A 25,197-nucleotide genomic window follows, 5' to 3' on the forward strand; every position below is an offset into this window, starting at 1 on the left:
ACGAGAGCTTCCCGAGATGACGTCTGTCCCGACCCGCCCGACGACCGCACGCCCCGCACGCGACCGCACCCCGGTCGCACCGCGGGCGCGCTCCCCCAAGAAGCGAGAGACCTCCATCGCCGGCAGCACCCTGGTCTTCCACTGGGGCGGCCCGAGGCACGGCGAGGTCGACGAGCTGCCGATCGAGTCGCTGGTCTCCTCGACGCTGGTCTACGACGGTCCCAAGTGGTTCGGCGTCTACGAGCAGTTCCAGCCGGCCCGGACGCAGGACACGCCCCAGGGCCCGGCCCAGGTGTGGGTCGTCCGGGAGTAGCGGTCAGTCCCGGCGCCGGGTCCCGCTGGGCACGGCGCCGGTGTCGGTGATCTCGCGGGCGACGTCGGCCAGCTTCCGGTTCATCTCCTGGGACACCCGGGCGAGCACACCGAAGGCCTGGTCCGCGGTGAGCTTGTGCCGCTCCATCAGGATGCCCTTGGCCTGGCCGATGAGATCGCGGCTGTTCACCGCCGCGCGGAGGTGCTCCTCGTGCTCGGCGCCGGCGATGGCCACTGCGGCGTGGGCGGCGAGCATGTGCCCGAAGTCCTCGCTCTCGCGGTCGAAGGCGCCGGGCGTCCGCGAGTAGAGGTTGAGCGCGCCCATCTGGTCGCCCTCCACGAAGAGCTGGTAGCAGAGCATGCTGCCCACGCCGAGGTCCGCGGCCTCCCGGGCGAACTCCGGCCAGCGGCTGTCGGTGCGGACGTCGTCGGCGCGGACGACCTCGTCGTCCCACACCGCGTCCATGCACGGCCCCTGGCCGGTCCGCTCCTGCAGCGCGTCGACCTCCCGCGGCAGCGCGCTGGTCGACGCCCGTGGCTCGACCTTCCTGCGGCCGATGACATAGCTGATGCCGCACTCGTCCACGTGCGGCACCACCTTCACCGCGGCGGCGGTGATCGCCTGGAGCGTGGCCTCGACGTCGCCGTGCTCCTCCTGGAGGCGCCGCGCCGTCCGGCTCATCACGTCGGCCAGGGCGTGCATCGACGCCGGCGCCCACCCGGTGTCGTGCTGAGAGGCCGTCATGCGAGGAACCTACTCGTCCGGCCCGCCCGGGAAGCTCGTCGATGCCGTCAGCTGCACTGGACAGTTTCGGTGCAACCGTGGCTGCATTACCGCCGTGACGACGACCGGGCCGGGCGAGTGGGTGCTGCTGTCCTACCGGCTGCCCCGGGAACCCTCCGGCCCTCGCACCGCGCTGTGGCGCCGGCTCAAGCGGCTCGGCGTGGTGCAACTGGCCGACGGGCTGGTGGCGCTCCCGTCCGACGCGCGCACCCGCGAGCAGCTCGAGTGGCTCTCCGGGGACGTCCACGAGGCCGGTGGCACGGCAGGTATCTGGGTGGCCCGCCCGACCAGCACCGCCCAGGAGAAGAAGCTGGCGACGACGATGGCCGCCGCCCGCGCCGAGGAGTACCTGGCGCTGACCGGGCAGTGCCGCGCCGCAGCCACCGCCGAACCCGCCGACCGGTCCCGGGCGCTGCGCCGGCTCCGCACCGAGTTCCGCGCCGTCGACCGGCGCGATTTCTTCCCCCCGCCGGAGCGCGATGCCGCAGCTGCGGCGCTGCGCGACCTGGTAGCGGCGGACCTGGCGGCGGCGGACCGGAGCGAGGTGCCGGCGCGATGAGGTGGGCCACCCGCGCCGGCATCCACATCGACCGGGCCGCGTACGCCTGGCTGATCCGCCGTTTCATCGACCCACACGCGGAGTTCACCTTCGTGGCCGATCCTGCCGAGGTGCCATCCGACGCCACGCCCTTCGACATGCGCGGCGTCGACCTGGGCCACCACGGCGGCGACTGCTCCTTCGAGACGATCCTGCGCCGCTACGAGCTCACCGACCCGGTGCTCTGGCGGATCGCCGAGATCGTGCACGAGGCCGACCTCGACGACGAGCGCACCCTCGCCGTCTCGGGCCCGGTCTTCGACGGGCTCCACGAGTTCCACTGCCGCCGGCTGCTGCTCGGCCGCGAACCCGCCTGACCCTTCCCCGCCCGGAACCGACGACGAGGACGTCCATGACCAGCGAGACCGCTCCCCCGCACGAGGAGACGGGAGTGCCCTTCCGCACCGCCGTCCGCGCGTGGTTCCTGATCTCCCTGCAGACCTTCGGCGGCCCGGCCGGCCAGATCGCGGTCATGCAGCGCACGCTGGTCGACGAGAAGCGCTGGATCGGCCAGCGCCGGTTCCTGCACGCGATGAACTACTGCATGCTGCTGCCCGGTCCGGAGGCCCAGCAGCTGGCCACCTACGTCGGCTGGCTGCTGCACGGCACCCGCGGCGGGCTGGTCGCGGGCGGGCTGTTCGTACTGCCCGGCGTCGTCGCGCTGCTGGTGCTGTCGGCGATCTACGTCGCCTTCGGGACGACGACCGCCGTGCTCGCGCTGTTCGCCGGCCTCGCCCCCGCCGTCCTCGCGATCGTGGCGCAGGCCGTCGTCCGGGTGGCGAAGAAGACCTTGGATCGACCCGAGCTCGTCGCGCTGGCGGTCGCCGCGTTCCTGGCCCTGGCGCTGTTCGGCCTTCCGTTCCCCGTGGTCGTGGCGGTCGCCGGCCTCGCCGGCTGGGCGCTGGGACGGTGGCGCCCCGCTCCGCCGGCGAAGAAGACCGACGACGTCGACGCCGGGCCGCCCCCGGTGATCTCCGACGACGTCCTGCACACCGAGGCACCCACGACGCGGCGAACCCTGCGCGTGCTGTTGGTCGGGCTGCTGGTCTGGGGTGTGCCGATCGCGATCGTCGCGGCGCTCACCGGCGCGCACAGCACCTTCACCGAGCAGGGCCTGTTCTTCTCCGGCACCGCGGTCGTCACCTTCGGCGGCGCCTACGCGGTGCTCGCCTACGTGGCCCAGCAGGCCGTGGCCACCTACGGCTGGCTGTCACCGGGCGAGATGGTGCGCGGACTGGCCCTGGCCGAGACGACCCCCGGCCCGCTGATCATGGTGGTGCAGTTCGTCGCGTTCCTCGGCGCCTACCGCGCACCGGGCGACCTCGACCCGTGGGTGGCGGCGGTGCTCGCCTCGCTGCTGGTCACCTGGGTGACGTTCGTGCCGAGCTTCCTGTTCGTGCTGCTCGGCGCGCCCTACATGGAGCGGCTGCGCGGCAACCGGTCCCTGTCGTCGGCGCTCACCGGGATCACGGCCGCGGTGGTCGGCGTCATCGCCAACCTCGGCGTCTACTTCGCGGTGCACACGCTGTTCGCCGACTCCCGCCCCGTCGACGCCGGGCCGCTGCACCTGGAGCTCCCCGACCTCGGCTCGCTGCGGCCGCTCGCACTGGTCCTCGCCCTGATCGCGGCGGTGCTGCTGTTCCGGGTGGAGTGGTCGGTGCTGCGCACGCTCGGCGTCTGCGCGGCGCTCGGGCTGATCGCCGGACTGGCGGGGCTGCCGGTCACCTGAGCACGCGGGCGCCCACGACGCGGGCACCCAGGACACGGCGAGGGCCCGGTCGGATTCCGACCGGGCCCTCGTCGTGCGCGGCTCACATGCCGGCGACGATGCTCCGCAGGTCCTCGGCCACCCGGGTCGCCTCGCGGGAGGCCCCCTCGATGGCGTCCTGCGCCTGGGCGGTCGAGACGCTCTGCTCCTCGACCGCGGCCGAGATGGTGGACTGCGCCTCGACCACGCCCTGGATGACCTCCTGGACCTTGCCGAGCGCGATCCCGGCCGCCTGCACGTCGCCGCGCACCGTGTCGACCACGCCCCGGATCCGCTCGGTGGCCCGCGCCGTCTCGGAGGCGAGGTCCTTGACCTCTCCCGCCACGACGGCGAACCCCTTGCCGGCCTCACCGGCGCGCGCGGACTCGATGGTCGCGTTGAGCGCCAGCAGGTTGGTCTGGTCGGCGATCGAGGAGATGCTGCCGGCGATCTGGTCGATCTCGGCCATGGTGGCGGCCAGGCGCTCGATCGTCTCGGCGCTCTCCCGCGAACCGGCACTCGCCTGGTTCGCCGTGGTGCTCGCGTGGGTGGCGGCCGTCGCGATCTCGGAGATCGCCGCCCGCAGCCCGCTCATGACGTCGGTCGCCGTCCCGACGTTCTCGTCCAGCCGGCGGCCGGCCTCGACCAGCCCGGCCAGCCGGTCCTCGAGGGCCGCGGCCCGCTTCTCCTGCTCGGCCAGCCGGCAGGCCGCCTCGTCCGCGGTCTTCGCGCGCTCGGCGGCGAGCTCGGCCTGCGCCTGGGCCTGCGCCTGCGCCTGCCCCTCGGCCCGTCGCGCCTCGGCGCGGCGGCCTCGGTCGGACTCCTCGGTGAACTTCCACGTGTAGGCGAGGAAGAACGCCTCGGTCAGCAGGAAGACGGCGTGCAGCAGGGCGAACAGCAGCGGGTTCTCCTGCGCCTGCTCGGTGGAGAACACCGCCTCGGGTGCGAAGAGGCTGGTGACGGCGTGGTGCACCGCGACGAAGGCGACGGCGAGCAGGAACGGCGTCCACATCTGGTACAGCGCGACCAGCGCCAGCAGCACGTAGAACCAGATGTGCAGGTCGGTGAGACCGCCACCGACGTGCACGAGCAGGTCGGCGCCGAACATCAGTCCGACTGCGGCCGCCGACGCGCGCACCATCATGCCGCGCATCAGCAGGGCGACGCCGAGCAGCGCCACGAGGGCGGCCAGCTGCCCGAACAGGGCGACGCCGTGGAAGTGGCCGCGGACCAGCGCGATGCCGACGAGCATCGGCAGGTGCAGCGCGAGGACCACGCAGATGATCCGGTGTCGGCTCCGGAACCCGGCCTCGTCCAACTGGGCGCCACGGGGGATCGCGGCCCAGAAGCCGGTGGGGTGGTCCGGATCGGCGCTGATATCGGTCACGCACGATCTATCGACATCGCCGACGCTGTATCCAGTACAACTACCGGCTTTCGACACTCCGTCGGGTCAGCACGGTCACCGGCAGCCGGAGCGCCCCCGGCGCGGAGGCCGGAACCACCGGCGCGCGCGGCGGCACCGGAGCCACCGGCCGGTACGTCTCACCCGGCGCGGGCCGGAGGTCGACCTCCCCCTTGTTCGGCCACAGCGCCACGGCACGCTCGGCCTGCGCGGTGATCGTGAGCGACGGGTTCACCCCGAGGTTCGCCGAGACGGCGGATCCGTCGACGACCGACAGCCCCGGGTAGCCGTGCACCCGGTGGTAGGGGTCGACGACGCCGGTCGCCGGGGTCCTGCTGATGGCGCAGCCCCCGAGGAAGTGCGCGGTCATCGGGATGTTCACCAGCTCGGTCATCGCCCCGCCGGGGTCGCCGCCGATCTTCGCCGCGATCCGCCGCACCGCCTCGTGACCACCCGGGATCCAGGTCGGGTTGGGCTCGCCCGGACCGGGCCGGCTGGTGAGCCGCCGGCCGAAGCGGGAACGCCGTCCCGACACCACGATGCTGTTGTCCCGGCTCTGCATGACCAGCGCGATCACCGTGCGCTCGGACCAGCCGCGCACCGACAGCAGCCGGACGAAGGCAGCCGGGTTCCGTGCGATCACCCCGAGCGCCTTCAGCCAGCGCGGCACGCGACCGCCGCCGTCGACCAGCACCGTCTGCAGCAGGCCGATGGCGTTGCTGCCCTTCCCGTAACGGACCGGCTCCAGGTGGGTGTGCTCGTCGAGGTGGAACGACGAGGTGATGGCCACCCCGCGGCTGTAGTCGACCGTTCCCCTGCGCCGTCCGGACGCCGCCAGCACCGCTTCGGAGTTGGTCCGCGTCTGGTGGCCGAGACGCGCGGAGAGCTCCGGCAGCGTGCCGCCGTCGCGCATGGCGTGCAGCAGCCGCTGGGTGCCGTAGGTGCCCGCGGCCAGCACGACCTGGTCGCAGGTCCAGCGACGCACGCTCCGCTTCCTCAGCCAGGCGTCGGTGCGCACGGCTTCCACCTCCCAGCCGCCCCCGGCGCGGGGACGCACCGCGGTCACCGTCGTGAGCGGGTGCACCACCGCTCCGGCCCGCTCGGCGAGGTGCAGGTAGTTCTTGACCAGGGTGTTCTTGGCGCCGACCCGGCAGCCGGTCATGCAGGACCCGCACTCGGTGCAGCCGGTCCGCTCGGGTCCCGCTCCCCCGAAGTACGGATCCGGCACCGTCATCCCCGGCTCGCCGAAGAAGACGCCGACCGGCGTGGGGACGACGGTGTCGGCGACCCCCATCTCCTCGGCCACCTCGCGGAAGATCTCGTCGGCCGCGGTGACGGTCGGATTGGTCGTGACGCCGAGCATCCGGCTCGCCTGCTCGTAGTACGGCGCGAGCTCGGCCTCCCAGTCGGTGATCCCGACCCACTGCGGATCGCGGAAGTACGCGCTTGGCGGCTTGTAGAGCGTGTTCGCGTAGTTCAGCGAGCCACCGCCCACCCCGGCGCCGGCCATGATCAGCACGTCGGGCAGGAGGTGGAGCCGCTGCACCCCGTAACAGCCGAGCTGGGGTGCCCAGAGGTAGCGGCGCAGGTTCCAGGAGGTCGTCGGCAGCTCGTCGTCGGTGAACCGGCGCCCGGCCTCCAGCACCGCGACCCGGTAGCCCTTCTCCGACAGCCGCAGCGCGGCGGTGCTCCCGCCGAACCCGCTGCCGACGACGACGACGTCGACGTGCTCAGGCCTGCGCGACACGGTCATCTCCTGCGGGAGCGGCGGCCGGGGCCGCCGCGAAGTCCTCCGGTCGCAGCCGGTGCAGCCGGCGCCGGAAGGTGAGGGTGGACGCCGGCCAGTTCTGGGTGTTCCGGCCGCTCTCGGTCAGGTACCAGCTGCGGCAGCCGCCGGCGAAGACGGTGCCGCGCACCCGCCGCTGGATCCAGCCGTCGAACGCCTCGGCGACGTCGCGGCGCACGTCCAGCCAGCGCGCGCTCCCCTGCCGCAGGTGCTGCACGGCCTGCACGACCCACCGCACCTGGGCCTCGAGCATGAAGATGATCGAGTTGTGGCCGAGGTTGGTGTTCGGGCCGTAGAGCACGAACAGGTTCGGAAAGCCCGGGACGACGGTGCCGAGGTAGGCGCTGGCGCCGTCGGCCCACTGCTCGTGCAGGTCGCGGCCACCGCGGCCGGTGATCCGCATCGGGGCGAGGAAGTCCGTGGCGGTGAAGCCGGTGCCCAGGACGATCGTGTCCACCTCCCGCTCGGCGCCGTCGGCGGTGACGATCGAGTGCGGCCGCACCTCGGTGATCCGGTCGGTCACCACCTCGACCTGCGGCAGCTGGAGTGCTGCGTACCAGTCGTTGGACAGCAGGATGCGCTTGCAGCCGATCGGGTCCGTCGGAGTCAGCTTCGCGCGCAGCACCGGGTCGGCCACCGATGCCGCCAGGTGCTTGCGGTAGACCGCGCGATGCGTCGCGAGCAGGCGGTCGTCGGTGTTGATGCCCAGTGACCGGAGCTCGTTGGTCACGTAGGTGACCGCGCGGGACGCGCGCAGCAGCCCGGGCACCCGGGCGAAGGCTGCCTTCGCGCGGGTGCGGTAGGCGCGGTCGTTCTTCGGGAACACCCAGGGGGCCGAGCGCTGGAAGACCGCCAGCGATCCGGTGCGCGGTGCGATCGCCGGCACGAACTGGATCGCGCTCGCCCCCGTGCCGAGCACAGCGACCTTCTCGCCGGTGAGGTCGTGCTCGTGGTTCCACTGCGCGGAGTGGAAGAGGGTGCCCTCGAAGCTGTCCAGCCCCGGCACGTCGGGCCGGCTGGGGCGGCTGAGCTGGCCGGTGGCGGTGATCAGCACGTCGGCCTCGTGCTCCGCCCCTCCGGCGAGCGTGAGCCGCCAGCGAGCGGTGTCCTCGTCGAAGGCCGCGGCGAGCACCTCGGTGCCGAAGCGGATGTGCGGCAGGACGCCGAAGTCACGGGCGACGTCGCGCAGGTAGGCGTGGATCTCCGCCTGCGGGGCGAACCGGCGTGACCAGTCCGGCTTCGGCGCGAAGGACAGCGAGTAGAGGTGCGAGGGGACGTCGCACGCCGCCCCGGGATACGTGTTCTCCCGCCAGACGCCGCCGACGTCGTCGCTCTTCTCGAAGAGCACGAGGTCGATGACGCCGGCCTGCTTCAGGCGCACGGCGGCGGCCAGCCCGCCGAAGCCGCTGCCGATGATGGCCACGCTGATCACGGGCGGCACCATAGCCGGTGGATCGTTGTGCGGGTCACACTTCCCTGATAGACCTGACGCCATCGTCAAGTTCGGCGCCGACCCGGTCCCGGGGCGTTCCGCAGGGGGTTCCGCATGCGTTTCACCGACGAGCACAAGGCGTTCCGGAAGGTCGTCCGCGACGTCGTCGACAAGGAGATCGCCCCGCACGTCGACGACTGGGAGCGCGACGGCATCTTCCCCGCGCACGAGCTGTTCCCGAAGCTCGGCGAGCTCGGGCTGCTCGGCCTGGAGTACGACCCCGAGTACGGCGGGCAGGGCGCCGACCACCTGTTCTCAGTGATCCTCTGCGAGGAGCTGCACCGCTCCGGCTGCGCCGGCGTCCCGATGGCCATCGGCGTCCAGACCATGATGGCGACCCCCTCGCTGCACGAGTTCGGCAGCGACGACCTCAAGCGCCGCTATCTCGAGCCCGCCATCCGCGGCACCGCGGTCGCCTCCATCGCGGTCACCGAGGCCGGTGCGGGCTCCGACGTCGCCGGGCTGCGCACCAAGGCGGTCCGCGACGGCGACGACTGGGTGATCAACGGCAGCAAGCTGTACATCACCAACGGCACCCAGGCCGACTGGCTCTGCCTGCTGGCCCGCACCTCCGACGAGGGCGGCCACCGCGGGATGAGCCAGATCGTCGTGGAGACGACGACGCCCGGGTTCTCCGTCTCGCGGAAGCTCGACAAGCTGGGCAACCGGTCGTCGGACACCGCGGAGCTCTACTTCGAGGACGTCCGGGTGCCGGTCTCGAACACGATCGGCACGATCGGCCGCGGCTTCCAGCAGCAGATGGCGCAGTTCGTCGTCGAGCGCATGTTCGCCGCCTACGGAGCGGTGGGCAGCTGCCGGCACGCGATCGAACGCACCCGCGACCACCTCAGGCAGCGCGAGGCGTTCGGCGGGCCGCTGATGAAGAGCCAGTACCTGGGCTTCCGGCTGGCCGAGCTCTCCGCCGCCGTCGACGTGCTCGAGTCGCACAACTACGCCTGCGCCGAGTCCTACCTCGCCGGCGAGGACACCACCCGGCAGGCGACGGTCGCCAAGCTCACCGCCGGCCGGCTGCTGCGCGAGGTCGCCGACACGTGCCTGCAGTTCCACGGCGGCATGGGCTACATGGAGGAGACCTGGACCGCCCGGTTCTTCCGGGACAGCCGGCTGGCCTCGATCGGCGGTGGCGCCGACGAGGTGATGCTGCAGGTGCTGGCCCGGATGGACGGGTTCGCGTGAGCGACCGGGTCGCGCTGCTCGGCGCTCTGGTCGACGACCTCGCGGCCGAGTCCGCCGACCTCGACGCCCGCGTCGCCCCGCTGGACGACGCCGCCTGGGCCACCCCCACCCCGGCGGCCGGCTGGGACATCCGCGACACGATCAACCACCTGCGCTTCTTCGACCGCGACGCGCTGCTGGCGGTCACCGACCCGGAGGGCTTCGGCGCACTGCTCTCCGCTCTCGGCGCCGAGATCCTCGACTACGTCGAGCAGCTGACCGCCGAGGGGCGCGACACTCCCCCGGCCGACGTGCTGACCGCCTGGCGGATCGGCCGCGACGCCCTGACAGCATCCCTGCGCACCCTCGAGCCCGGCGTCCGGGTGCCGTGGTTCGGCCCGCCGATGAGCCCGGCGTCCTTCGTGACCGCCCGGCTGATGGAGACCTGGGCGCACGGGCAGGACGTCGTGGACGCGCTCGGCCAGGACCGCCCCGGCACGGCGCGGCTGCGCTCGGTCGCCGAGATCGGCGTCCGCGCCCGCACGTTCTCCTACCTGGTGCGCGGCCTCGCCGTCCCCGAGCAGCCGGTCCGGGTCGAGCTCCGCGGCCCCGACGGCGCCGAGTGGAACTGGGGACCCGAGGACGCCGGCGACGTCGTCCGCGGCCCGGCCCTGGACTTCTGCCTGCTGGTCACCCAGCGCCGGCACCGCTCCGACGTCGACCTCGAGGTGACCGGCGCGGGCGCGGAGGAGTGGATGGGGATCGCCCAGGCCTTCGCCGGGCCACCCGGGACCGGGCGCGAGCCGCTGGGAGCCCGGTCATGACCGCGCCGCTGCGGGTCGCGAACGTCTCCGGCTTCTACGGCGACCGGCACAGCGCCATGCGCGAGATGCTCGAGGGCGGGGAGGTCGACGTCCTCACCGGCGACTACCTGGCCGAGCTGACCATGCTGATCCTCGGCCGGCAGAAGGCCGAGGACGCCTCTGCCGGGTACGCCCGCACCTTCCTCTCCCAGCTCGAGGAGTGCCTCGGCACCGCGCTGGAGCGCGGAGTGCGGGTCGTCAGCAACGCCGGCGGGCTCAACCCGCAGGGGCTGGCCGCGGCGGTGAGCGAGCTCGGGGCGCGCCTCGGCCTGCAGGTCGAGGTGGCGACGGTGAGCGGCGACGACCTGCTCCCCCGCGTCGGTGACCTGACCGCGCGCGGGCTGCTCCGCGGCGGCGACCGCGCACCGGGCGACCGCGACGTCGTCGACGCCCTCACCGCCAACGCCTACCTCGGCTGCCGCGGGATCGTGCGCGCGCTGGAGGCCGGCGCGGACGTCGTCGTCACCGGCCGGGTGACCGACGCCAGCCTCGTCGTCGGGCCGGCCGCCTGGCACCACGGCTGGGGCCGCGACGACTGGGGCACAGCCGACCTGGACGCGCTGGCCGGCGCCACCGTCGCCGGGCACGTGCTGGAGTGCGGCGCGCAGGCGACCGGCGGCAACTTCAGCTTCTTCGCCGAGCTGCTCGACGCCGACCCCGCCGCGCTGGACCGCATCGGCTTCCCGCTCGCCGAGATCGCCGCCGACGGCTCGTCGGTCATCACCAAGCACGCGGGCACCGGTGGCGCGGTCACGGTCGAGACGGTCACCGAGCAGCTGCTCTACGAGCTCACCGGCACCTCCTACGGCGGCCCCGACGTCGTCACCCGGTTCGATTCCCTGCGGCTGCGCCAGGCCGGCCCGGACCGGGTCGAGATCTCCGGCGCACGCGGAGTGCCCGCCGGCGCGCACCTCAAGGTCGCGGTCAACCGGCTCGGCGGCTTCCGGAACTCGATGACCCTGCCGCTGACCGGGCTGGACGTCGAGCAGAAGGCCGCACTCCTGCGCCGCCAGCTCGCACCCGCGCTGGAGGGCGTCGAGGAGGTGCGGGTCGCCCTGGCCCGCACCGACTCCCCGGACGCCCCCGTGCAGGAGGAGGCCGCCGCCCTCCTGCACATCACGGTCAAGGACCGCGACCGGCGCAAGGTCGGCAAGGGCTTCACCGTGCCGGTCATCGAACTGGGCCTGGCCAGCATCCCCGGCTTCCACGCCACCTCGGCACCGCCGAGCCCGTCGCCGTACGGCGTCTACACGGCGGCCTGGGTGCCGGCGGCGGAGGTGCCACAGATCGTCGGCCTGCCCGACGGGACGACGGAGACCCTCCCCTCCCCCGCTGCTCCCGCGGGCACTCCTCTCGTTCCCGCGGCGGCGGAGGCCCCGGCGTGGAGCGACTCCGGCCCGACCCGGCGGGTGCCGCTGGGACTCGTCGCCGGTGCGCGCAGCGGCGACAAGGGCGGCGCCGCGACGCTCGGCGTCTACGCGCGCAGCGACGACGGTTTCGCCTGGCTGGCCGCCTTCCTCACTCCCGACCGGCTGCGCGCGCTGCTTCCCGAGGCCGCCGACCTGCCGGTGACCCGGGAGCTCCTGCCCGGGCTTCGGGCGCTGCTCTTCCAACTGCCCGGGCTGCTCGGCGACGGCGTCGCCGCGGGCACCCGGTTCGACCCCCAGGCGAAAGCCGTGGGCGAGTGGCTGCGCTCCCGCGCAGTCGACGTCCCGGTGGACCTGCTGCCCCCGGAGGTGGGTGCATGACCGTTCTCGACGACCGCGCCGCGGGCAACCGCGCGGCACTGCTGGAACGACTGGCCGAGCTCGAGGAGCAGCGCGGCCTGGCGAACGCCGGCGGTGGCGAGAGCGCCCTGGCCCGGCACCGCAAGCGCGGCAAGCTGACCGTGCGCGAGCGGATCGAGCTGCTGCTCGACCGCGACAGCCCCTTCCTCGAGCTCTCCCCCTACGCGGCGTGGGGCACCGACTTCCCCGTCGGCGCCAGTCAGGTCACCGGCATCGGCGTCGTCGAGGGCGTGGAGGTGATGATCTCCGCCAACGACCCGACGGTGCGGGGTGGCACCTCCAACCCGTACACGCTGCGCAAGGCCGGGCGGGCGCACGACATCGCCGAGACCAACCGGCTGCCGTTCCTCAGCCTGGTCGAATCCGGCGGCGCCGACCTGCCCACCCAGTCGGAGATCTTCATCCCCGGCGGGCGCGGCTTCCGGAACCTCACGCGGCTCTCCTCCCAGGGCATCCCGACGGTCTCCCTGGTGTTCGGCAACAGCACCGCCGGCGGCGCCTACGTGCCCGGCATGAGCGACCACGTGGTGATGATCGAGGGCCGGAGCAAGGTGTTCCTGGCCGGTCCGCCGCTGGTCAAGATGGCCACCGGCGAGGAGGCCGACGAGGAGTCGCTCGGCGGGGCGTCGATGCACGCGCGCATCTCCGGCAGCGCCGATCACCTCGCCGTCGACGAGGTGGACGCGATCCGGCTCGGGCGCCAGATCATCCGCAACCTCAACTGGCGCAAGCGCGGCCCCGGCCCCTCACGGCCCGCCGATCCGCCGCTGTTCGACCCCGACGAGCTGCTCGACCTGGCGCCGGCGGACCTGCGCCAGCCGCTGGACCCCCGTGACGTGCTGGACCGCATCGTCGACGGCAGCCGCTTCGACGAGCACAAGCCGCTCTACGGCACCTCGCTGGTCACCGGCTGGGCGAGCATCCACGGCTATCCGATCGGCGTGCTGGCCAACGCGCGCGGCGTGCTGTTCCGGCAGGACGCCGAGAAGGCCGCGCAGTTCATCCAGCTGGCCAACCAGACCGACACCCCGCTGCTCTTCCTGCAGAACACCACCGGCTACATGGTCGGCACGGAGTACGAGCAGGACGGGATCATCAAGGCCGGCTCGCAGATGATCAACGCCGTCTCCAACAGCCGGGTCCCTCACCTCACCGTCAACATCGGGGCCTCCTACGGCGCCGGCAACTACGGCATGTGCGGCCGGGCCTACGACCCCCGCTTCCTCTTCACCTGGCCCAACGCCAAGAGCGCGGTCATGGGGGCGGCCCAGCTCGCCGGCGTCCTCGACATCGTGGGCCGGGCCAGCGCCCAGGCGCGCGGCCGGGACTACGACGAGGAGTCGGCGGCGCTGATGAAGGCCGCGGTGGAGCAGCAGATCGAGGCCGAGTCGCTGGCGCTGTTCCTCTCCGGACGGCTCTACGACGACGGCATCATCGATCCGCGCGACACCCGCACGGTGCTCGGGCTCGCCCTGTCGGCCATCCACAACGCACCGGTCGAAGGACTGCACGACGGATGGGGGGTGTTCCGGCTGTGACCGTTCGGAATCTGACCAGCGTGCTGGTCGCCAACCGAGGCGAGATCGCCCGCCGCGTGTTCGCCACGGCCCGCGCCATGGGCATGCGCACCGTGGCGGTCTACTCCGACGCCGATGCCGATGCGCCCTTCGTCGCCGATGCCGACGTCGCCGTCCGGCTGCCGGGCAATTCGCCCGCCGAGACCTACCTGCGGGCCGACCTCGTCGTGGCCGCGGCGCTGAAGGCGGGCGCTGACTGCGTGCACCCCGGCTACGGCTTCCTCTCGGAGAACGCGGGGTTCGCCCGCGCGGTCGCCGAGGCCGGCCTGGTCTACGTCGGGCCGAGCCCGGAGGCGGTCGAGGCGATGGGCAGCAAGCTCGCTGCCAAGGAGCTCATGCAGCAGGCCGGGGTGCCGACCCTGCCCAGCATCGACGCGACCGGGCTCTCCGGCGACACCCTGGCCAAGGCCGGCGCAGAGGTGGGCTATCCGCTGCTGGTCAAGGCCTCGTTCGGCGGTGGTGGTCGCGGCATGCGCGCGGTCCGCGAGCCCGGCGAGCTGGCCGAGGCCGTCGAGGGCGCCGGCCGCGAGGCGGCGTCCGCGTTCGGCGACGGCACGGTCTTCCTGGAGCGGCTGGTCGAGCGCCCCCGGCACATCGAGGTGCAGGTCTTCGGCGACCGGCACGGCACGACCGTCGCCCTGTTCGAGCGCGAGTGCTCGATCCAGCGACGGCACCAGAAGGTGGTCGAGGAGGCGCCGTCACCCGCCGTCGGCCCGGAGCTGCGCTCGCGGCTGCAGGACGCGGCGGTCACCGCGGCCCGCGCCATCGACTACCTCGGCGCGGGGACCGTGGAGTTCCTGCTCGACGACTCCGGTGAGTTCTTCTTCCTGGAGATGAACACCCGCCTGCAAGTGGAGCACCCGGTCACCGAGGCGGTCACCGGGCTGGACCTGGTCCGGCTGCAGTTCGACGTCGCTGCGGGACGTCCGCTGCCGGCCGAGGCGGTCTCCCCCACGCTCACCGGCTCCGCGATCGAGGTGCGCCTCTACGCCGAGGACCCGGCCCGCAACTGGCTTCCGCAGTCCGGGCGGCTGGCCGACTTCGCGATCCCGACGGACGCGGAGTTCACCCCGACCGCCGGCGCCGGCATCCGGGTGGACAGCGGCGTCGCGGCCGGCGGCGAGGTCGGCGTGCACTACGACCCGATGCTGGCCAAGGTCATCGCCTGGGCGCCGGACCGATCCTCGGCGGCGCTCGCGCTGGCCGGCGCGCTCACCCGGGCCCGGCTGCACGGGCTGACGACCAACCGCGACCTGCTGGTGCGGGTACTGCGCAGCGAGGCCTTCCTCGCCGGGGAGACCGACACCGCGTTCCTGGAACGGCACGGCCTGGACACCCTCGCCGCGCCGCTGGTCGACGACGCGGGACGACGTCGGCACGCGGTCGTGGCCGCGCTCGCCGGCGCTGCCCTGCGCCGGGCCGCCGCGCCTGTGCTGGGCGACCTGCCGGCGGGGTGGCGCAACAACCCGACGGTGCCGCAGACGACGACCTTCGACGTCGGCACCGTGCACTACCGGCTGGACCGGACCGGGCTGACCGCCGACGTCGACGGCGAGGCCGTGCAGCTGAGCGTGCTCGGCAGCGGAATCGAGGGCCCCGGCCGGGTGCGGCTGGAGATCGAGGCCGACGGCCTGCGCGGCAGCTACGCCGTGCACGTCGACGGCGACGCGCACTTCGTCGACGGCCCGGAGGGTCCGACGTCGCTGGTCGAGCTGCCGCGCTTCCCCGAGCCGAGCGCCTCGGTGGCGCCCGGCTCACTGACCGCGAGCATGCCCGGCGCGGTCACCCGGGTCGCCGTCGCCGAGGGCGACCGGGTCGAGGCAGGACAGCTGGTGCTGGTCCTGGAGGCCATGAAGATGGAGCACCCCGTGGTGGCGCCCGCTGCCGGCGTGGTGCAGGCCCTGCACGTCGCCGTCGGCGCGCAGGTGGAGACGGGCGCGACGCTCGCGGTCGTCACGGCGAACGTCGAGGAGAGCAACGATGCGTCCTGACCTGTCCGGGATCGACCCCCTCGAGCTGAACCTGGCCACTCGGTTCTCGATCGGCGATCTGCTCACCCGCTCCACCCAGCTGTTCGCCGATCGCACCGCGATCGTCGACGGTGAGGAGGAGATCAGCTACGGCCGCCTCGACGCAGCCGCGGAGGCGTTCGGGCGCGGGCTGCTCGACGCCGGCGTCGGCCGCCAGGAGCCGGTCGCCTTCCTGCTGGGCAACTCGTGGCGCTTCGCCGCCAGCTTCTTCGGCTGCGCCAAGGCGGGGCTGGTCGCGCTGCCGGTCAACCTGATGCTCGCGCCGGAGGACATCGGCTGGATCCTCGGCGACTCCGGCACCCGCACCGTCGTCGCCGATCCGCCATTCGTGCCGCTGCTCGAGGCGGTGCTGCCGTCGCTCCCGCAGATCACCACGGTGATCGTGACCGGCGACTCGGTGCCGAAGTCGATCGCCGGCCGCCCGGTGCGGCGCTGGGACGACGTCGCCGTCGACCCGACGCCGGTCCAGGTGATGGTCGAGGACCGCGACACCGTGCACTGCCTCTACACCTCGGGCACCACCGCCCGGCCCAAGGGCGTGCTCACCAGTCACCTCTCGGTGCACGTCGGAGTGCTCAGCAACGCGCTGCAGACCGGCCACCGCCGCGGCGACGAGTACTCGGTCATGCCGATCGTGCTGCCGCTGTTCCACACCACCGCGTTGGACACCCTGCTGCTGCCGATCCTGCTCACCGGCGGCACCGCGGTCCTCCCCCGCGGGTTCGACCCCGAGGGCTTCCTGGAGGTCATCGAGAAGCGGTCGGCCACGCACCTGATGCTGCTGCCGATGATGTACGCCGCGCTCCTGGCGACCCCCGGCATCCGCACCCGCGACCTCTCCTCGGTCCAGCTGGCCATCTACGCCATGGCGCCCATGCCGCAGGAGCGGATCACCGAGATCGCCGCGGCGTTCCCGAACGCCAAGGTGCTGCTCGGCTCCGGCCAGACCGAGTGCGTGCCGGCCACGGTGTTCCAGTGGCCCGCGCACCAGGAGACCAAGGCCGCGTCGTGGGGACCGTCCACGGTCACCGTCGACACCCGGATCATGGACCCCGCGGGCGAGCTGGTGCCGGCGGGCGGGACCGGCGAGATCGTCTACCGCGGCCCGCACGTGATGAGCGGCTACTGGAACAACAGGGACGCGAACACCGCCGCCTTCGCGCACGGCTGGTTCCACAGCGGCGACGTCGGCCACCTCGACGACGAGGGCGTCGTCTGGTTCACCGACCGGGTCAAGGACATGGTCAAGACCGGCGGGGAGAACGTCTCCTCGGTCGAGGTCGAGCGGGTGCTGCTGGCCTTTCCGGGGATCGTGGAGGCAGCCGTCATCGGCGTCCCCGACGACCGCTGGGGCGAGGCCGTGACCGGCGTCGTCGTCCCGGCCGACCCGGACGCCGACCCGGCGGCGCTGACCGAGCAGCTGCTCGCCCACTGCCGCGAGCACCTCGCCGGCTTCCAGGTGCCCAAGCGGATCGACGTCCGCGTCGGCCTGCCGAAGACCGCGACCGGGAAGATCCAGAAGCACGAGCTGAGGAGCGAGTTCCGTGGCTGAGGCCCTGGTGCGGGCCGAGCGGCGGGGGCCGGCCGCCGTCCTGACGCTCGACTCCCCGGCCAACCGCAATGCGCTCTCCGCCGCGCTGCTCGAGCAGCTGCACGCCGCGCTGCGGGAGGCGATGGACGACCCGGCCACCCGGGCCGTCGTCCTCACCGGGGCCGGGCCGGTCTTCTGCTCCGGCGCCGACCTCAAGGAGCAGCGCACCGGCGTGCGGCCGGTGGTCAACCTGCCGGAGATCCTCACGCTGATCCTGGAGGGCTCCAAGCCGGTGGTCGCCCGGGTGAACGGCGCGGCCCGGGCCGGTGGTCTCGGGCTGATCGCCGCCTGCGACCTCACCGTCGGCCTGACGACGGCGACCTTCGGGTTCAGCGAGGTCCGCATCGGTGTCGCCCCGGCGATCATCGCCGTCCCGGTGCTGCGCCGGATGGACCCGCGGGCGGCGCGGGAGCTGTTCCTCACCGGCGAGCCGTTCGACGGCGAGCGGGCGCGGGAGGCCGGGCTGCTGGATCGCGCCGTGCCCGAGGACCGGCTGGACGCCACCGTCGACGAGCTGGTCGCACAGCTCGCGCTCGGCGCCCCCGAGGCGGTCGCCGCCACTAAGCAGCTGCTGCGGGACCTGCCGGGACCGGACCTGGCCGCGGACTTCGGCCGGATGGCGGCGCTGTCGGCGGAGCGGTTCGGGTCCGACGAGGCCCGGGAGGGCATCGCGGCACTGCTGGAGAAGCGCCGGCCCGCCTGGGCACAGCCGGACTGAGCCTCGCGGTCAGGGACTCAGACGGGCCAGGAGGAGCGGGGCAGCCCGATCGCGCCGGCCCACAGCCGGGTGAGGACGTCGACGGCGGCGTCCTCGTCGAGCTCCTCGACCGGGTCCTGCCAGAGGTGCGCGAAGGACTCCACCATCGCGCCCAGTGCGCTGGCGACGGCACGCGGCGGCAGGTCCCGGTCGGCCAGCCCCAGCTCCTGCAGGCGCACCAGTCCCTCCATGCCACGGCGCACGAACGACTCGCGGACGTCGACCCGCAGCCGCTGGAACTCCTCGCGGGTGTCGGCGAGGGAGTTCAGGACGCGCAGGATCCGCGCGTGCCGCGTGACGGCGACCAGGTAGAGCCGGTTGGCGGCCTCGATGCGCTCGTAGGCGGCCTCGGGCGGCAGCCGGGAGCCGACGACGGTGGAGGCGAAGATGTCCTCGACGACGTCGGCGACGATCTGCCGCAGCAGCGCTTCCTTGGAGTCGAACCAGGTGTAGAAGGTGCCGTGCGAGACCCCGGCGCGCTCGGAGACGTGGTCGATCCGCACGTCGGCGAACCCGCGCTCCTCGAAGAGCTCCCGGCCCGCCGCCAGCAGTGCGGCGCGGGTCCGCCGTCCCCGGTCGGTGGACGGCAGCTGCTCCTGCCCGGGGGCTGCCATCGGGCTCCTCTCGCGGCGGTTCGGGACCTCGGCAGACTGCCACATCGCCGCTAGTTGACGACTCCGTCAGGTACCCGAAGACTGCGGAGCGCAGCGCACACATCCGCGCTCCGGCCCTGCTCGACAGGGGGTTCGGGGCCGACGATCGGAGAGCCGCCAGTGGAGCCGGACACCGGGACGACAGCGACGGCGACCGGACCGGGCACCGACCCGTGGACGACGCCGGAACGACTCGCCCTGCGGCAGCTGGCCCGCGACTTCGTGCGCCGGGAGATCGCCCCGCACCTGCCGGAGTGGGAGGCGGCCGGCGAGCTGCCCCGCGAGCTGCACCGGCGGGCTGCCGCCGTCGGGCTGCTCGGCGTCGGGTTTCCGGAGGAGGTCGGCGGCGGGGGCGGGGACGCCGTCGACTCCACCATCGTCACCGAGGAGATCCTCCTGGGCGGGGGCTCCACCGGCGTGGTGGCCGCGCTCTTCACCCACGGGATCGCGCTGCCGCACATCGTGGCGAGCGGATCGGCCGACCTGGCCGAGCGTTACGTCCGCCCGACCCTGGCCGGCGAGCTGATCGGCTCGCTCGGGGTCAGCGAGCCCGATGCCGGCTCCGACGTCGCCCAGCTGCGGACCCGAGCCGAGCGCGACGGCGACTGCTACGTCGTCAACGGCGCGAAGACCTTCATCACCAGCGGCGTCCGGGCCGACTTCGTGACCACCGCGGTGCGCACCGGCGGCGAGGGCTACGGCGGCGTCTCGCTGCTCGTGGTCGACAAGGGCACGCCGGGGTTCACCGTGTCACGGCGGCTGGACAAGATGGGCTGGCGCTGCTCGGACACCGCCGAGCTCTCCTTCCTCGACGTCCGCGTGCCGGTGGAGAACCTGGTCGGCCCGGAGAACAGCGGCTTCCTCCAGATCATGCGGCAGTTCCAGTCCGAACGGCTGAGCCTGGCCGTGCAGGCCTACGCCACCGCCGCCCGCTGCCTGGACCTGACCGTGCAGTGGGCCCGTCAGCGGGAGACGTTCGGCCGGCCGCTGACCGCGCGCCAGGTGATCCGGCACAAGCTGGCCGAGATGGCCCGCCAGGTCGACGTCGCCCGCACCTACACGCGCACGGTCCTGCTGCGGCACCTGGCCGGCGACGACGTCGTCACCGAGGTCTCGATGGCCAAGAACACCGCCGTCAACGCCAGTGACTTCGTCGTGAACGAGGCGGTGCAGATCCACGGCGGCATGGGCTACATGCGGGAGTCCGAGGTCGAGCGGCACTACCGGGACGCCCGGATCCTGGGCATCGGCGGCGGGACGAACGAGATCATGAACGAGGTCATCAGCAAGCGCCTGCTCGCCTGACCTCCGAGGTCAGGGAGCGGCGGTGAAGGCCTCGACGATCGTCGCCCAGTGCTCCAGGTGCGGGCCGGTGCGGGGTGCGTCCGGCTGCAGCGAGTAGGTGAGCGCCTGCCCGCGCATCGAGGTGAGCAGCACCTGGTAGACCGCCTCGGCCCGCGGGTGCCCGGCCACCCGCTCGCCGAACACCTCCATCGACAGCGCCCGCAGCTGCCCGTTGAGCCGGCGCTCGTGCGGCAGCAGCGCTGCGCGCAGCTCGGGGTCGGTCCGCGCGGCGCCCCAGAGCTCCATCGCGGCGACGAACAGCGGACCGTGGAATCGCTCCCAGATCACCTCCACGCCGAGCCGGATGCGCAGCGCGGAGTCGGCGGGGAGCTCGGCGGCCGCCTGCCGGACGCTCGCGCTGAACTCCTCGTAGAGGTGGTCGACGGCGGCCAGCAGGAGCTCGGCCTTCGAGGTGAAGTGGTGGGTCAGCGCACCGCGGGACACCCCGGCCCGGCGCTGCACCTCCTGCGTGGTGGTGCGGGCGTACCCGAGCTCGACGAGCGCGTCGACGGTCGCCCGCACCAGCGCGTCCCGGGTGACCGCCCGCCGCTCCGCCTGGGTGCGGCGGAGCGGCGGGCGGGTCGGGGCGATGATCTCGGTCAGCTCGACGCCTGACCGGCCAGCGAGGCCCGGAGGCTGCCGGCCGGGACGGCCCGCTCGAGCAGGATCGCAGGCGGACGGAACCGCTCGCCGTAGGCGTCGGCCAGCTCGTCGGCGCGCGCCACGAACCCGGCCACGCCGCCCGCGTACTGGTCGACGTACTGGAGCACGCCGCCGTAGAGCGGGGGGAAGCCGATGCCCATGATCGAGCCGATGTTGGCGTCCTCCACCGAGGTGAGGACCTTCTCCTCGACGCAGCGCGCCGTCTCGATCGCCATGATGAACAACAGCCGCTCCTGCGCGTCGGCGAACGGCACGGCGGTGCCATCGTCGGAGTCACGAGCCGGGAACAGCTCGGTCAGCCCGCTCCACACCCGCTTCTCCGGCCGCCAGTCGAAGAAGCCCTGACCGGCGGACTTGCCGGTGCGGCCCTGCTCGACCAGCGCCCGCAGCACGGCGATGCCCGGGTGCTCCTGGGTGGCGCCGGCCTTGGCCGCCTCCTCGTTGATCTTCAGCGGCAGGGTCAGCGACACCTCGTCGAGCAGGGTGAGCGGCCCGGCCGGGAAGCCGGCCTGCAGCGCCGCGCGCTCGATGCTCATCGGCGCGAGGCCCTCGGCGAGCAGCGAGGCGCCCTCGAGCACCATCGTGCCGAACACCCGGCTGGTGAAGAAGCCGCGGCTGTCGGAGACGACGATCGGCGTCTTGCCGATCTGCCGGACGACGTCGTAGGCGCGGGCCAGGGCCTCGTCGGAGGTCCGCTCCCCCACGATCAGCTCGACGAGCGGCATCTTGTCCACCGGAGAGAAGAAGTGCATGCCGACGACGTCGGCCGGCCGCTGCACGCCCTCGGCGAGGCCGGTGATCGGCAGCGTCGAGGTGTTGGACGCCAGCAGCGCGTCTGGCAGCGCGTTGGCCTCGGCCTCGCTGAGCACCCGGTGCTTGAGCGCCTGGTCCTCGAACACCGCCTCCACGATGACGTCGCAGCCGGCGAGGTCGGCGGCGTCGCCGGTCGGGGTGATCCGCGCGAGGAAGGCGTCGGCCTTCTCCTGCGTCATGCGCCCGCGGGAGACCTGCTTGCCCACGAGTCCCTCGACGTGCGCCTTGCCCTTCTGCGCCGCCTCGGTGCTGACGTCCTTGAGCACGACCTCGACGCCGACCTTGGCGAACGAGTGCGCGATGCCCGCGCCCATCATCCCGGCACCGAGCACGCCGACCGTGGTGGCCGAGTACTTCTCCGGGCCCGATGGACGCGAGGCGCCGCCGTTGATGGCGTTGAGGTCGAACCACAGCGCCTGGATCATGTTCGTCGAGATCTGGCCGGTGACCAGGTCGACGAAGTAGCGGCCCTCGACGGTGAACGCGGTGTCCACGTCGACCTGCAGGCTCTCCACCGCGGCGGAGAGGATCGCGTAGGGCGCCGGGTAGGGCGCGCCCTTGAGCTGCTTGGTCAGGTTGGCCGGGAAGGCCGGCAGGGTCGAGGCCAGCGACGGCGACGACGGGGTGCCACCGGGCACCTTGTAGCCCTTGGTGTCCCACGGCTGAGCGGCGTCGGGGTTGGCGAGGACCCAGGCGCGGGCCTTGGCCACGAGCTCGTCCCGGTCGGCCGCCAGCTCGTGCACCAGCCCGAGCTTCAGCGCCTTCTCCGGCCGCAGCTGGGAGCCCTGCAGGAGCAGCTCGAGCAGCGCAGTCGTCAGGCCGAGCAGCCGCACCGTGCGGACGATCCCGCCGCCACCGGGCAGCAGGCCGAGGGTGACCTCGGGCAGGCCCAGCTTGACCTTCGGGTCGTCGAGGACGACGCGGTGGTGGCAGGAGAGCGCGATCTCCAGGCCACCGCCGAGAGCGGCTCCGTTGATCGCCGCGGCGACCGGGACGCCGAGGGTCTCCAGGCGGCGGAGCTGGCTCTTCACCAGCGTGACCTGCGCGAGGACGGCGTCCTTCGACTCGGGGGTGGCCTGGATCAGGCTGCCGAGGTTGCCGCCGGCGAAGAAGGTCTTCTTCGCGCTGGTGACGACGACGCCGCGCACCGACTCCTTCTCGGCGACGAGCCGGTCGATGGTCTCGCCCATCGAGGCGACGTACGCGTCGTTCATCGTGTTCGCCGACGACGAGGGGTCGTCGAGGGTGAGGACGACGACGCCGTCGGAGTCCTGCTCCCAGCGGATGGTGCTCTCAGACATTCGGGGTCTCCTCAGACTTCGCGCTCAGACGCGTTCGACGACGGTGGCGATGCCCATGCCGCCGCCGACGCACAGGGTGGCCAGGCCGTACCGCAGGTCGCGGCGCTCGAGCTCGTCGACGAGCGAGCCCAGGATCATCGCGCCGGTGGCACCCAGCGGGTGCCCCATCGAGATCGCGCCACCGTTGACGTTGACCTGCTCGTGGTCGAAGCCGGTGTCGGCCATGAACCGCAGGACGACGGCGGCGAACGCCTCGTTCATCTCGACCAGGTCGATGTCGTCGACGGTCAGGCCGGCCTTGGCCAGCGCCTTGAAGGTGGCCGGCGCCGGACCGGTCAGCATGATCACCGGGTCGGCGCCGGAGACGGCGGTGCTCAGGATGCGGGCCCGCGGGGTCAGCCCGTGGCGGGTGCCGGCCTCCTCGGTGCCGATGACGGTGAGCGCGGCGCCGTCGACGATGCCGCTGGAGTTGCCGGCGGTGTGCACGTGCTCGATCCGCTCGACCGAGTGGTACTTGTTCAGCGCCACCGCGTCGAAGCCGCCCATGTCGCCGATGCCGGCGAACGCCGAGGGCAGGCCGGCGAGCGACTCCACGGTCGTGCCCGGGCGGACCAGCTCGTCGGCGTCGAGGACGACGGTGCCGTTCGTGTCCGTCACCGGGACGACCGAGCGGTCGAAGTAGCCGTTGGACCAGGCCTTGGCCGCACGGGCGTGCGACTCGGCGGCATAGGCGTCGACGTCCTCACGGGTCCAGCCGGCCAGGGTGGCGATCAGGTCGGCGCCGATGCCCTGCGGCACGAAGCCGGTGCGGGCCGCGGTCTCGGGGTCCATCGCCCACGCGCCGCCGTCGGAACCCATCGGCACGCGCGACATCGACTCGACGCCGCCGGCGAACACCAGATCCTCGAAGCCGGAGCGGACCTTCTGCGCGGCCATGTTCACGGCCTCCAGGCCGCTGGCGCAGAACCGGTTGATCTGCACGCCGGCGACGGTCTCCGGCAGGCCGGCGGCGAGCGCAGCCGTGCGGGCGATGACCGAGCCCTGCTCGCCGACCGGTGAGACGACGCCCAGGACGATGTCGTCGACCAGGTTCGTGTCCAGGCCCGGGTTGCGGTCGCGGACGGCGTCGATGAGGCCGGTGGTCAGGCTGATCGGCTTGACCGAGTGCAGCGACCCGGTCTTCTTGCCCTTGCCGCGCGGGGTGCGCACGGCGTCGTAGATGAACGCCTCGGCGGTCATACGGGTCCTCTCGAACGATGGGGATGGGGGCTCACCATGGCCGTTTCGGCCCTGCGGGAAGCGGGGGTCAGACGCCGAGCGAGCGGCCGACGATCTCCTTCATGATCTCGGTCGTCCCGCCGTAGATGGTCTGGATGCGGGAGTCGAGGTAGGCCTTGGCCACCGGGTACTCGAGCATGTAGCCGTAGCCCCCGTGCAGCTGCAGGCACCGGTCGACGACGCGCTTCTGCAGCTCCGTCGTCCACCACTTCGCCATGGCGGCGTCCTCGGCGGTGAAGCGGCCGGCGTTGTGCTCGAGGATCGCCTTCTCGAGGTAGGTCTCGGCGATCGACACCTCGGTGTGCATCTCGGCGAGCTCGAAGCGGGTGTTCTGGAACTTCCCGATCGGCTTGCCGAACGCCGTCCGCTCCTTGCAGTAGTCGACGGTGGTGTCGAGGATGAAGCGGGCCGCGGCGACGGCGACAGCGGCGATCGACAACCGCTCCTGCGGCAGGTTGTTCATCAGGTGGAAGAAGCCGTGCCCCTCGGTGCCGAGCAGGTTCTCCGCGGGCACCCGGACGTCGTCGAAGAACAGCTCGGCGGTGTCCTGCGCCTTGAGGCCGACCTTCTCCAGGTTGCGGCCGCGCTCGAAGCCGGGCATGCCCCGCTCGACGACCAGCAGTGAGAAGCCGCGGGCACCGGCCTCGGGATCGGTCTTGGCGACCACGATGACGAGATCGGCGTTGATGCCGTTGGTGATGAAGGTCTTCGAGCCGTTGAGCACCCAGTCGTCGCCGTCCCGGCGGGCCGAGGTCTGCAGGCCCTGCAGGTCCGAACCGGCACCGGGCTCGGTCATGGCGATGGCGGTGATCAGCTCGCCGCTCACGAACCTCGGCAGCCAGCGCGCCTTCTGCTCGTCGGTGGTGAGGTCGAGGAGGTACGGCGCGATGACGTCGTTGTGCAGGGTGAAGCCGAGGCCGCTGGCACCGGCCCGGGTGATCTCCGCGGCCAGGACTGCGTTGTAGCGGAAGTCCTTGACCCCGCCACCGCCGAACTCCTCAGGCACCTCCATGCCGAGCAGCCCCTGCTCGCCGGCCTTGATCCAGACCGAGCGGTCGACGACGCCGGCCTCCTCCCAGGCGGCCTGGTGCGGAACTGCCTCCTTGGCCAGGAAGTCGCGCACCATGGCGCGGAACGCCTCGTGGTCGGCCTCGTAGAGCGCGGACTGCACAGGTACCTCCAGGGGGTCGCAGAGCTCCGGCGATCACCGCGCCAGAAACCCGAACATACAGACCATGTG

Annotated in this window: 21 protein-coding genes; 12 read left to right on the plus strand and 9 right to left on the minus strand. The window is 72.8% G+C overall.

Annotated elements, in window-relative coordinates; genetic code table 11:
* Positions 1-16: 16 nt before the first annotated feature.
* Positions 17-313, plus strand: a complete 297-nt coding sequence (locus tag LBW97_RS04120) for a hypothetical protein (protein ID WP_224498126.1) — start codon at positions 17-19, stop codon at positions 311-313.
* A gap of 3 nt (positions 314-316) precedes the next feature.
* Here LBW97_RS04120 and LBW97_RS04125 read toward each other — a convergent pair whose 3' ends face one another.
* Positions 317-1,057 carry a GAF and ANTAR domain-containing protein gene (locus LBW97_RS04125; RefSeq protein ID WP_224498127.1) on the minus strand — a complete coding sequence of 247 codons (741 nt, stop codon included), beginning with the start codon at positions 1,055-1,057 and terminating at the stop codon, positions 317-319.
* 94 nt (positions 1,058-1,151) lie between these two features.
* Here LBW97_RS04125 and LBW97_RS04130 point away from each other — a divergent pair, with 94 nt between their 5' ends.
* The 3 genes from LBW97_RS04130 to chrA are packed head-to-tail and all read left to right on the plus strand — an operon-like array spanning position 1,152 to position 3,423.
* A complete protein-coding gene (locus LBW97_RS04130; protein ID WP_224498128.1) occupies positions 1,152-1,655 on the plus strand; it encodes a Chromate resistance protein ChrB in 504 nt (167 codons plus the stop codon).
* Complete coding sequence (locus LBW97_RS04135; RefSeq protein WP_224498129.1) at positions 1,652-2,011, plus strand: chromate resistance protein ChrB domain-containing protein; 360 nt, start codon at positions 1,652-1,654, stop codon at positions 2,009-2,011. The genes LBW97_RS04130 and LBW97_RS04135 overlap by 4 nt, the downstream gene beginning before the upstream one ends.
* A 35-nt stretch (positions 2,012-2,046) precedes the next feature.
* Complete coding sequence (gene chrA / locus LBW97_RS04140; RefSeq protein WP_224498130.1) at positions 2,047-3,423, plus strand: chromate efflux transporter; 1,377 nt, start codon at positions 2,047-2,049, stop codon at positions 3,421-3,423.
* Positions 3,424-3,505: 82 nt separating this feature from the next.
* Here the strand turns inward: chrA and LBW97_RS20325 are convergent, their stop codons facing one another.
* Genes LBW97_RS20325 through LBW97_RS04155 form a run of 3 tightly spaced genes read right to left on the minus strand, consistent with a single transcriptional unit; the run spans position 3,506 to position 8,064 of the window.
* Positions 3,506-4,828, minus strand: a complete 1,323-nt coding sequence (locus tag LBW97_RS20325; RefSeq protein WP_308010409.1) for a methyl-accepting chemotaxis protein — start codon at positions 4,826-4,828, stop codon at positions 3,506-3,508.
* Between the two features lie 40 nt (positions 4,829-4,868).
* A complete protein-coding gene (locus LBW97_RS04150) occupies positions 4,869-6,599 on the minus strand; it encodes a GMC family oxidoreductase (protein ID WP_304505390.1) in 1,731 nt (576 codons plus the stop codon).
* A complete protein-coding gene (locus LBW97_RS04155) occupies positions 6,577-8,064 on the minus strand; it encodes an NAD(P)/FAD-dependent oxidoreductase (RefSeq protein WP_224498132.1) in 1,488 nt (495 codons plus the stop codon). Before LBW97_RS04155 ends, LBW97_RS04150 begins: the two co-directional genes overlap by 23 nt.
* A 114-nt stretch (positions 8,065-8,178) precedes the next feature.
* Between LBW97_RS04155 and LBW97_RS04160 the strand changes: the two genes are divergently transcribed.
* From LBW97_RS04160 to LBW97_RS04190, 7 genes are read left to right on the plus strand one after another with little or no spacing between them, the layout of a single operon-like run.
* The gene (locus tag LBW97_RS04160) at positions 8,179-9,321 is read left to right on the plus strand and encodes an acyl-CoA dehydrogenase family protein (protein ID WP_224498133.1); all 1,143 of its coding nucleotides are present in this window, start codon (positions 8,179-8,181) and stop codon (positions 9,319-9,321) included.
* Positions 9,318-10,124 (plus strand): TIGR03084 family metal-binding protein, encoded by an 807-nt coding sequence (locus LBW97_RS04165; protein WP_224498134.1) that lies wholly within the window; start codon positions 9,318-9,320, stop codon positions 10,122-10,124. The genes LBW97_RS04160 and LBW97_RS04165 overlap by 4 nt, the downstream gene beginning before the upstream one ends.
* A complete protein-coding gene (locus LBW97_RS04170; protein ID WP_224498135.1) occupies positions 10,121-11,911 on the plus strand; it encodes an acyclic terpene utilization AtuA family protein in 1,791 nt (596 codons plus the stop codon). Before LBW97_RS04165 ends, LBW97_RS04170 begins: the two co-directional genes overlap by 4 nt.
* Positions 11,908-13,488 carry an acyl-CoA carboxylase subunit beta gene (locus tag LBW97_RS04175; protein ID WP_224498136.1) on the plus strand — a complete coding sequence of 527 codons (1,581 nt, stop codon included), beginning with the start codon at positions 11,908-11,910 and terminating at the stop codon, positions 13,486-13,488. The genes LBW97_RS04170 and LBW97_RS04175 overlap by 4 nt, the downstream gene beginning before the upstream one ends.
* Positions 13,485-15,518 carry a biotin carboxylase N-terminal domain-containing protein gene (locus LBW97_RS04180; protein WP_224498137.1) on the plus strand — a complete coding sequence of 678 codons (2,034 nt, stop codon included), beginning with the start codon at positions 13,485-13,487 and terminating at the stop codon, positions 15,516-15,518. Before LBW97_RS04175 ends, LBW97_RS04180 begins: the two co-directional genes overlap by 4 nt.
* Entirely contained in the window at positions 15,508-17,109 is a 1,602-nt protein-coding gene (locus LBW97_RS04185; RefSeq protein WP_224498138.1) for a class I adenylate-forming enzyme family protein, read from the plus strand. The genes LBW97_RS04180 and LBW97_RS04185 overlap by 11 nt, the downstream gene beginning before the upstream one ends.
* Positions 17,102-17,866, plus strand: coding sequence for an enoyl-CoA hydratase-related protein (locus LBW97_RS04190; RefSeq protein ID WP_224498139.1), 765 nt, complete (start codon positions 17,102-17,104; stop codon positions 17,864-17,866). The genes LBW97_RS04185 and LBW97_RS04190 overlap by 8 nt, the downstream gene beginning before the upstream one ends.
* A gap of 17 nt (positions 17,867-17,883) precedes the next feature.
* On the opposite strand, the gene LBW97_RS04195 is transcribed toward LBW97_RS04190, so the two are convergent.
* Entirely contained in the window at positions 17,884-18,519 is a 636-nt protein-coding gene (locus LBW97_RS04195; protein WP_224498140.1) for a TetR/AcrR family transcriptional regulator, read from the minus strand.
* Positions 18,520-18,678: 159 nt separating this feature from the next.
* Between LBW97_RS04195 and LBW97_RS04200 the strand changes: the two genes are divergently transcribed.
* A complete protein-coding gene (locus LBW97_RS04200) occupies positions 18,679-19,863 on the plus strand; it encodes an acyl-CoA dehydrogenase family protein (RefSeq protein ID WP_224498141.1) in 1,185 nt (394 codons plus the stop codon).
* A 9-nt stretch (positions 19,864-19,872) separates the two neighbouring features.
* Here the strand turns inward: LBW97_RS04200 and LBW97_RS04205 are convergent, their stop codons facing one another.
* From LBW97_RS04205 to LBW97_RS04220, 4 genes are all read right to left on the minus strand, one after another.
* Positions 19,873-20,424, minus strand: coding sequence for a TetR/AcrR family transcriptional regulator (locus LBW97_RS04205; RefSeq protein ID WP_224498142.1), 552 nt, complete (start codon positions 20,422-20,424; stop codon positions 19,873-19,875).
* 77 nt (positions 20,425-20,501) lie between these two features.
* Entirely contained in the window at positions 20,502-22,679 is a 2,178-nt protein-coding gene (locus LBW97_RS04210; RefSeq protein ID WP_224498143.1) for a 3-hydroxyacyl-CoA dehydrogenase NAD-binding domain-containing protein, read from the minus strand.
* Between the two features lie 24 nt (positions 22,680-22,703).
* Positions 22,704-23,918: an acetyl-CoA C-acetyltransferase gene (locus tag LBW97_RS04215; RefSeq protein ID WP_224498144.1), complete on the minus strand. Its 1,215-nt coding sequence runs from the start codon at positions 23,916-23,918 to the stop codon at positions 22,704-22,706.
* A gap of 67 nt (positions 23,919-23,985) precedes the next feature.
* Positions 23,986-25,128 carry an acyl-CoA dehydrogenase family protein gene (locus LBW97_RS04220; protein ID WP_224498145.1) on the minus strand — a complete coding sequence of 381 codons (1,143 nt, stop codon included), beginning with the start codon at positions 25,126-25,128 and terminating at the stop codon, positions 23,986-23,988.
* Positions 25,129-25,197: the final 69 nt, after the last annotated feature.

Source organism: Blastococcus sp. LR1 (assembly GCF_020166105.1).
GTDB lineage: Bacteria > Actinomycetota > Actinomycetes > Mycobacteriales > Geodermatophilaceae > Blastococcus.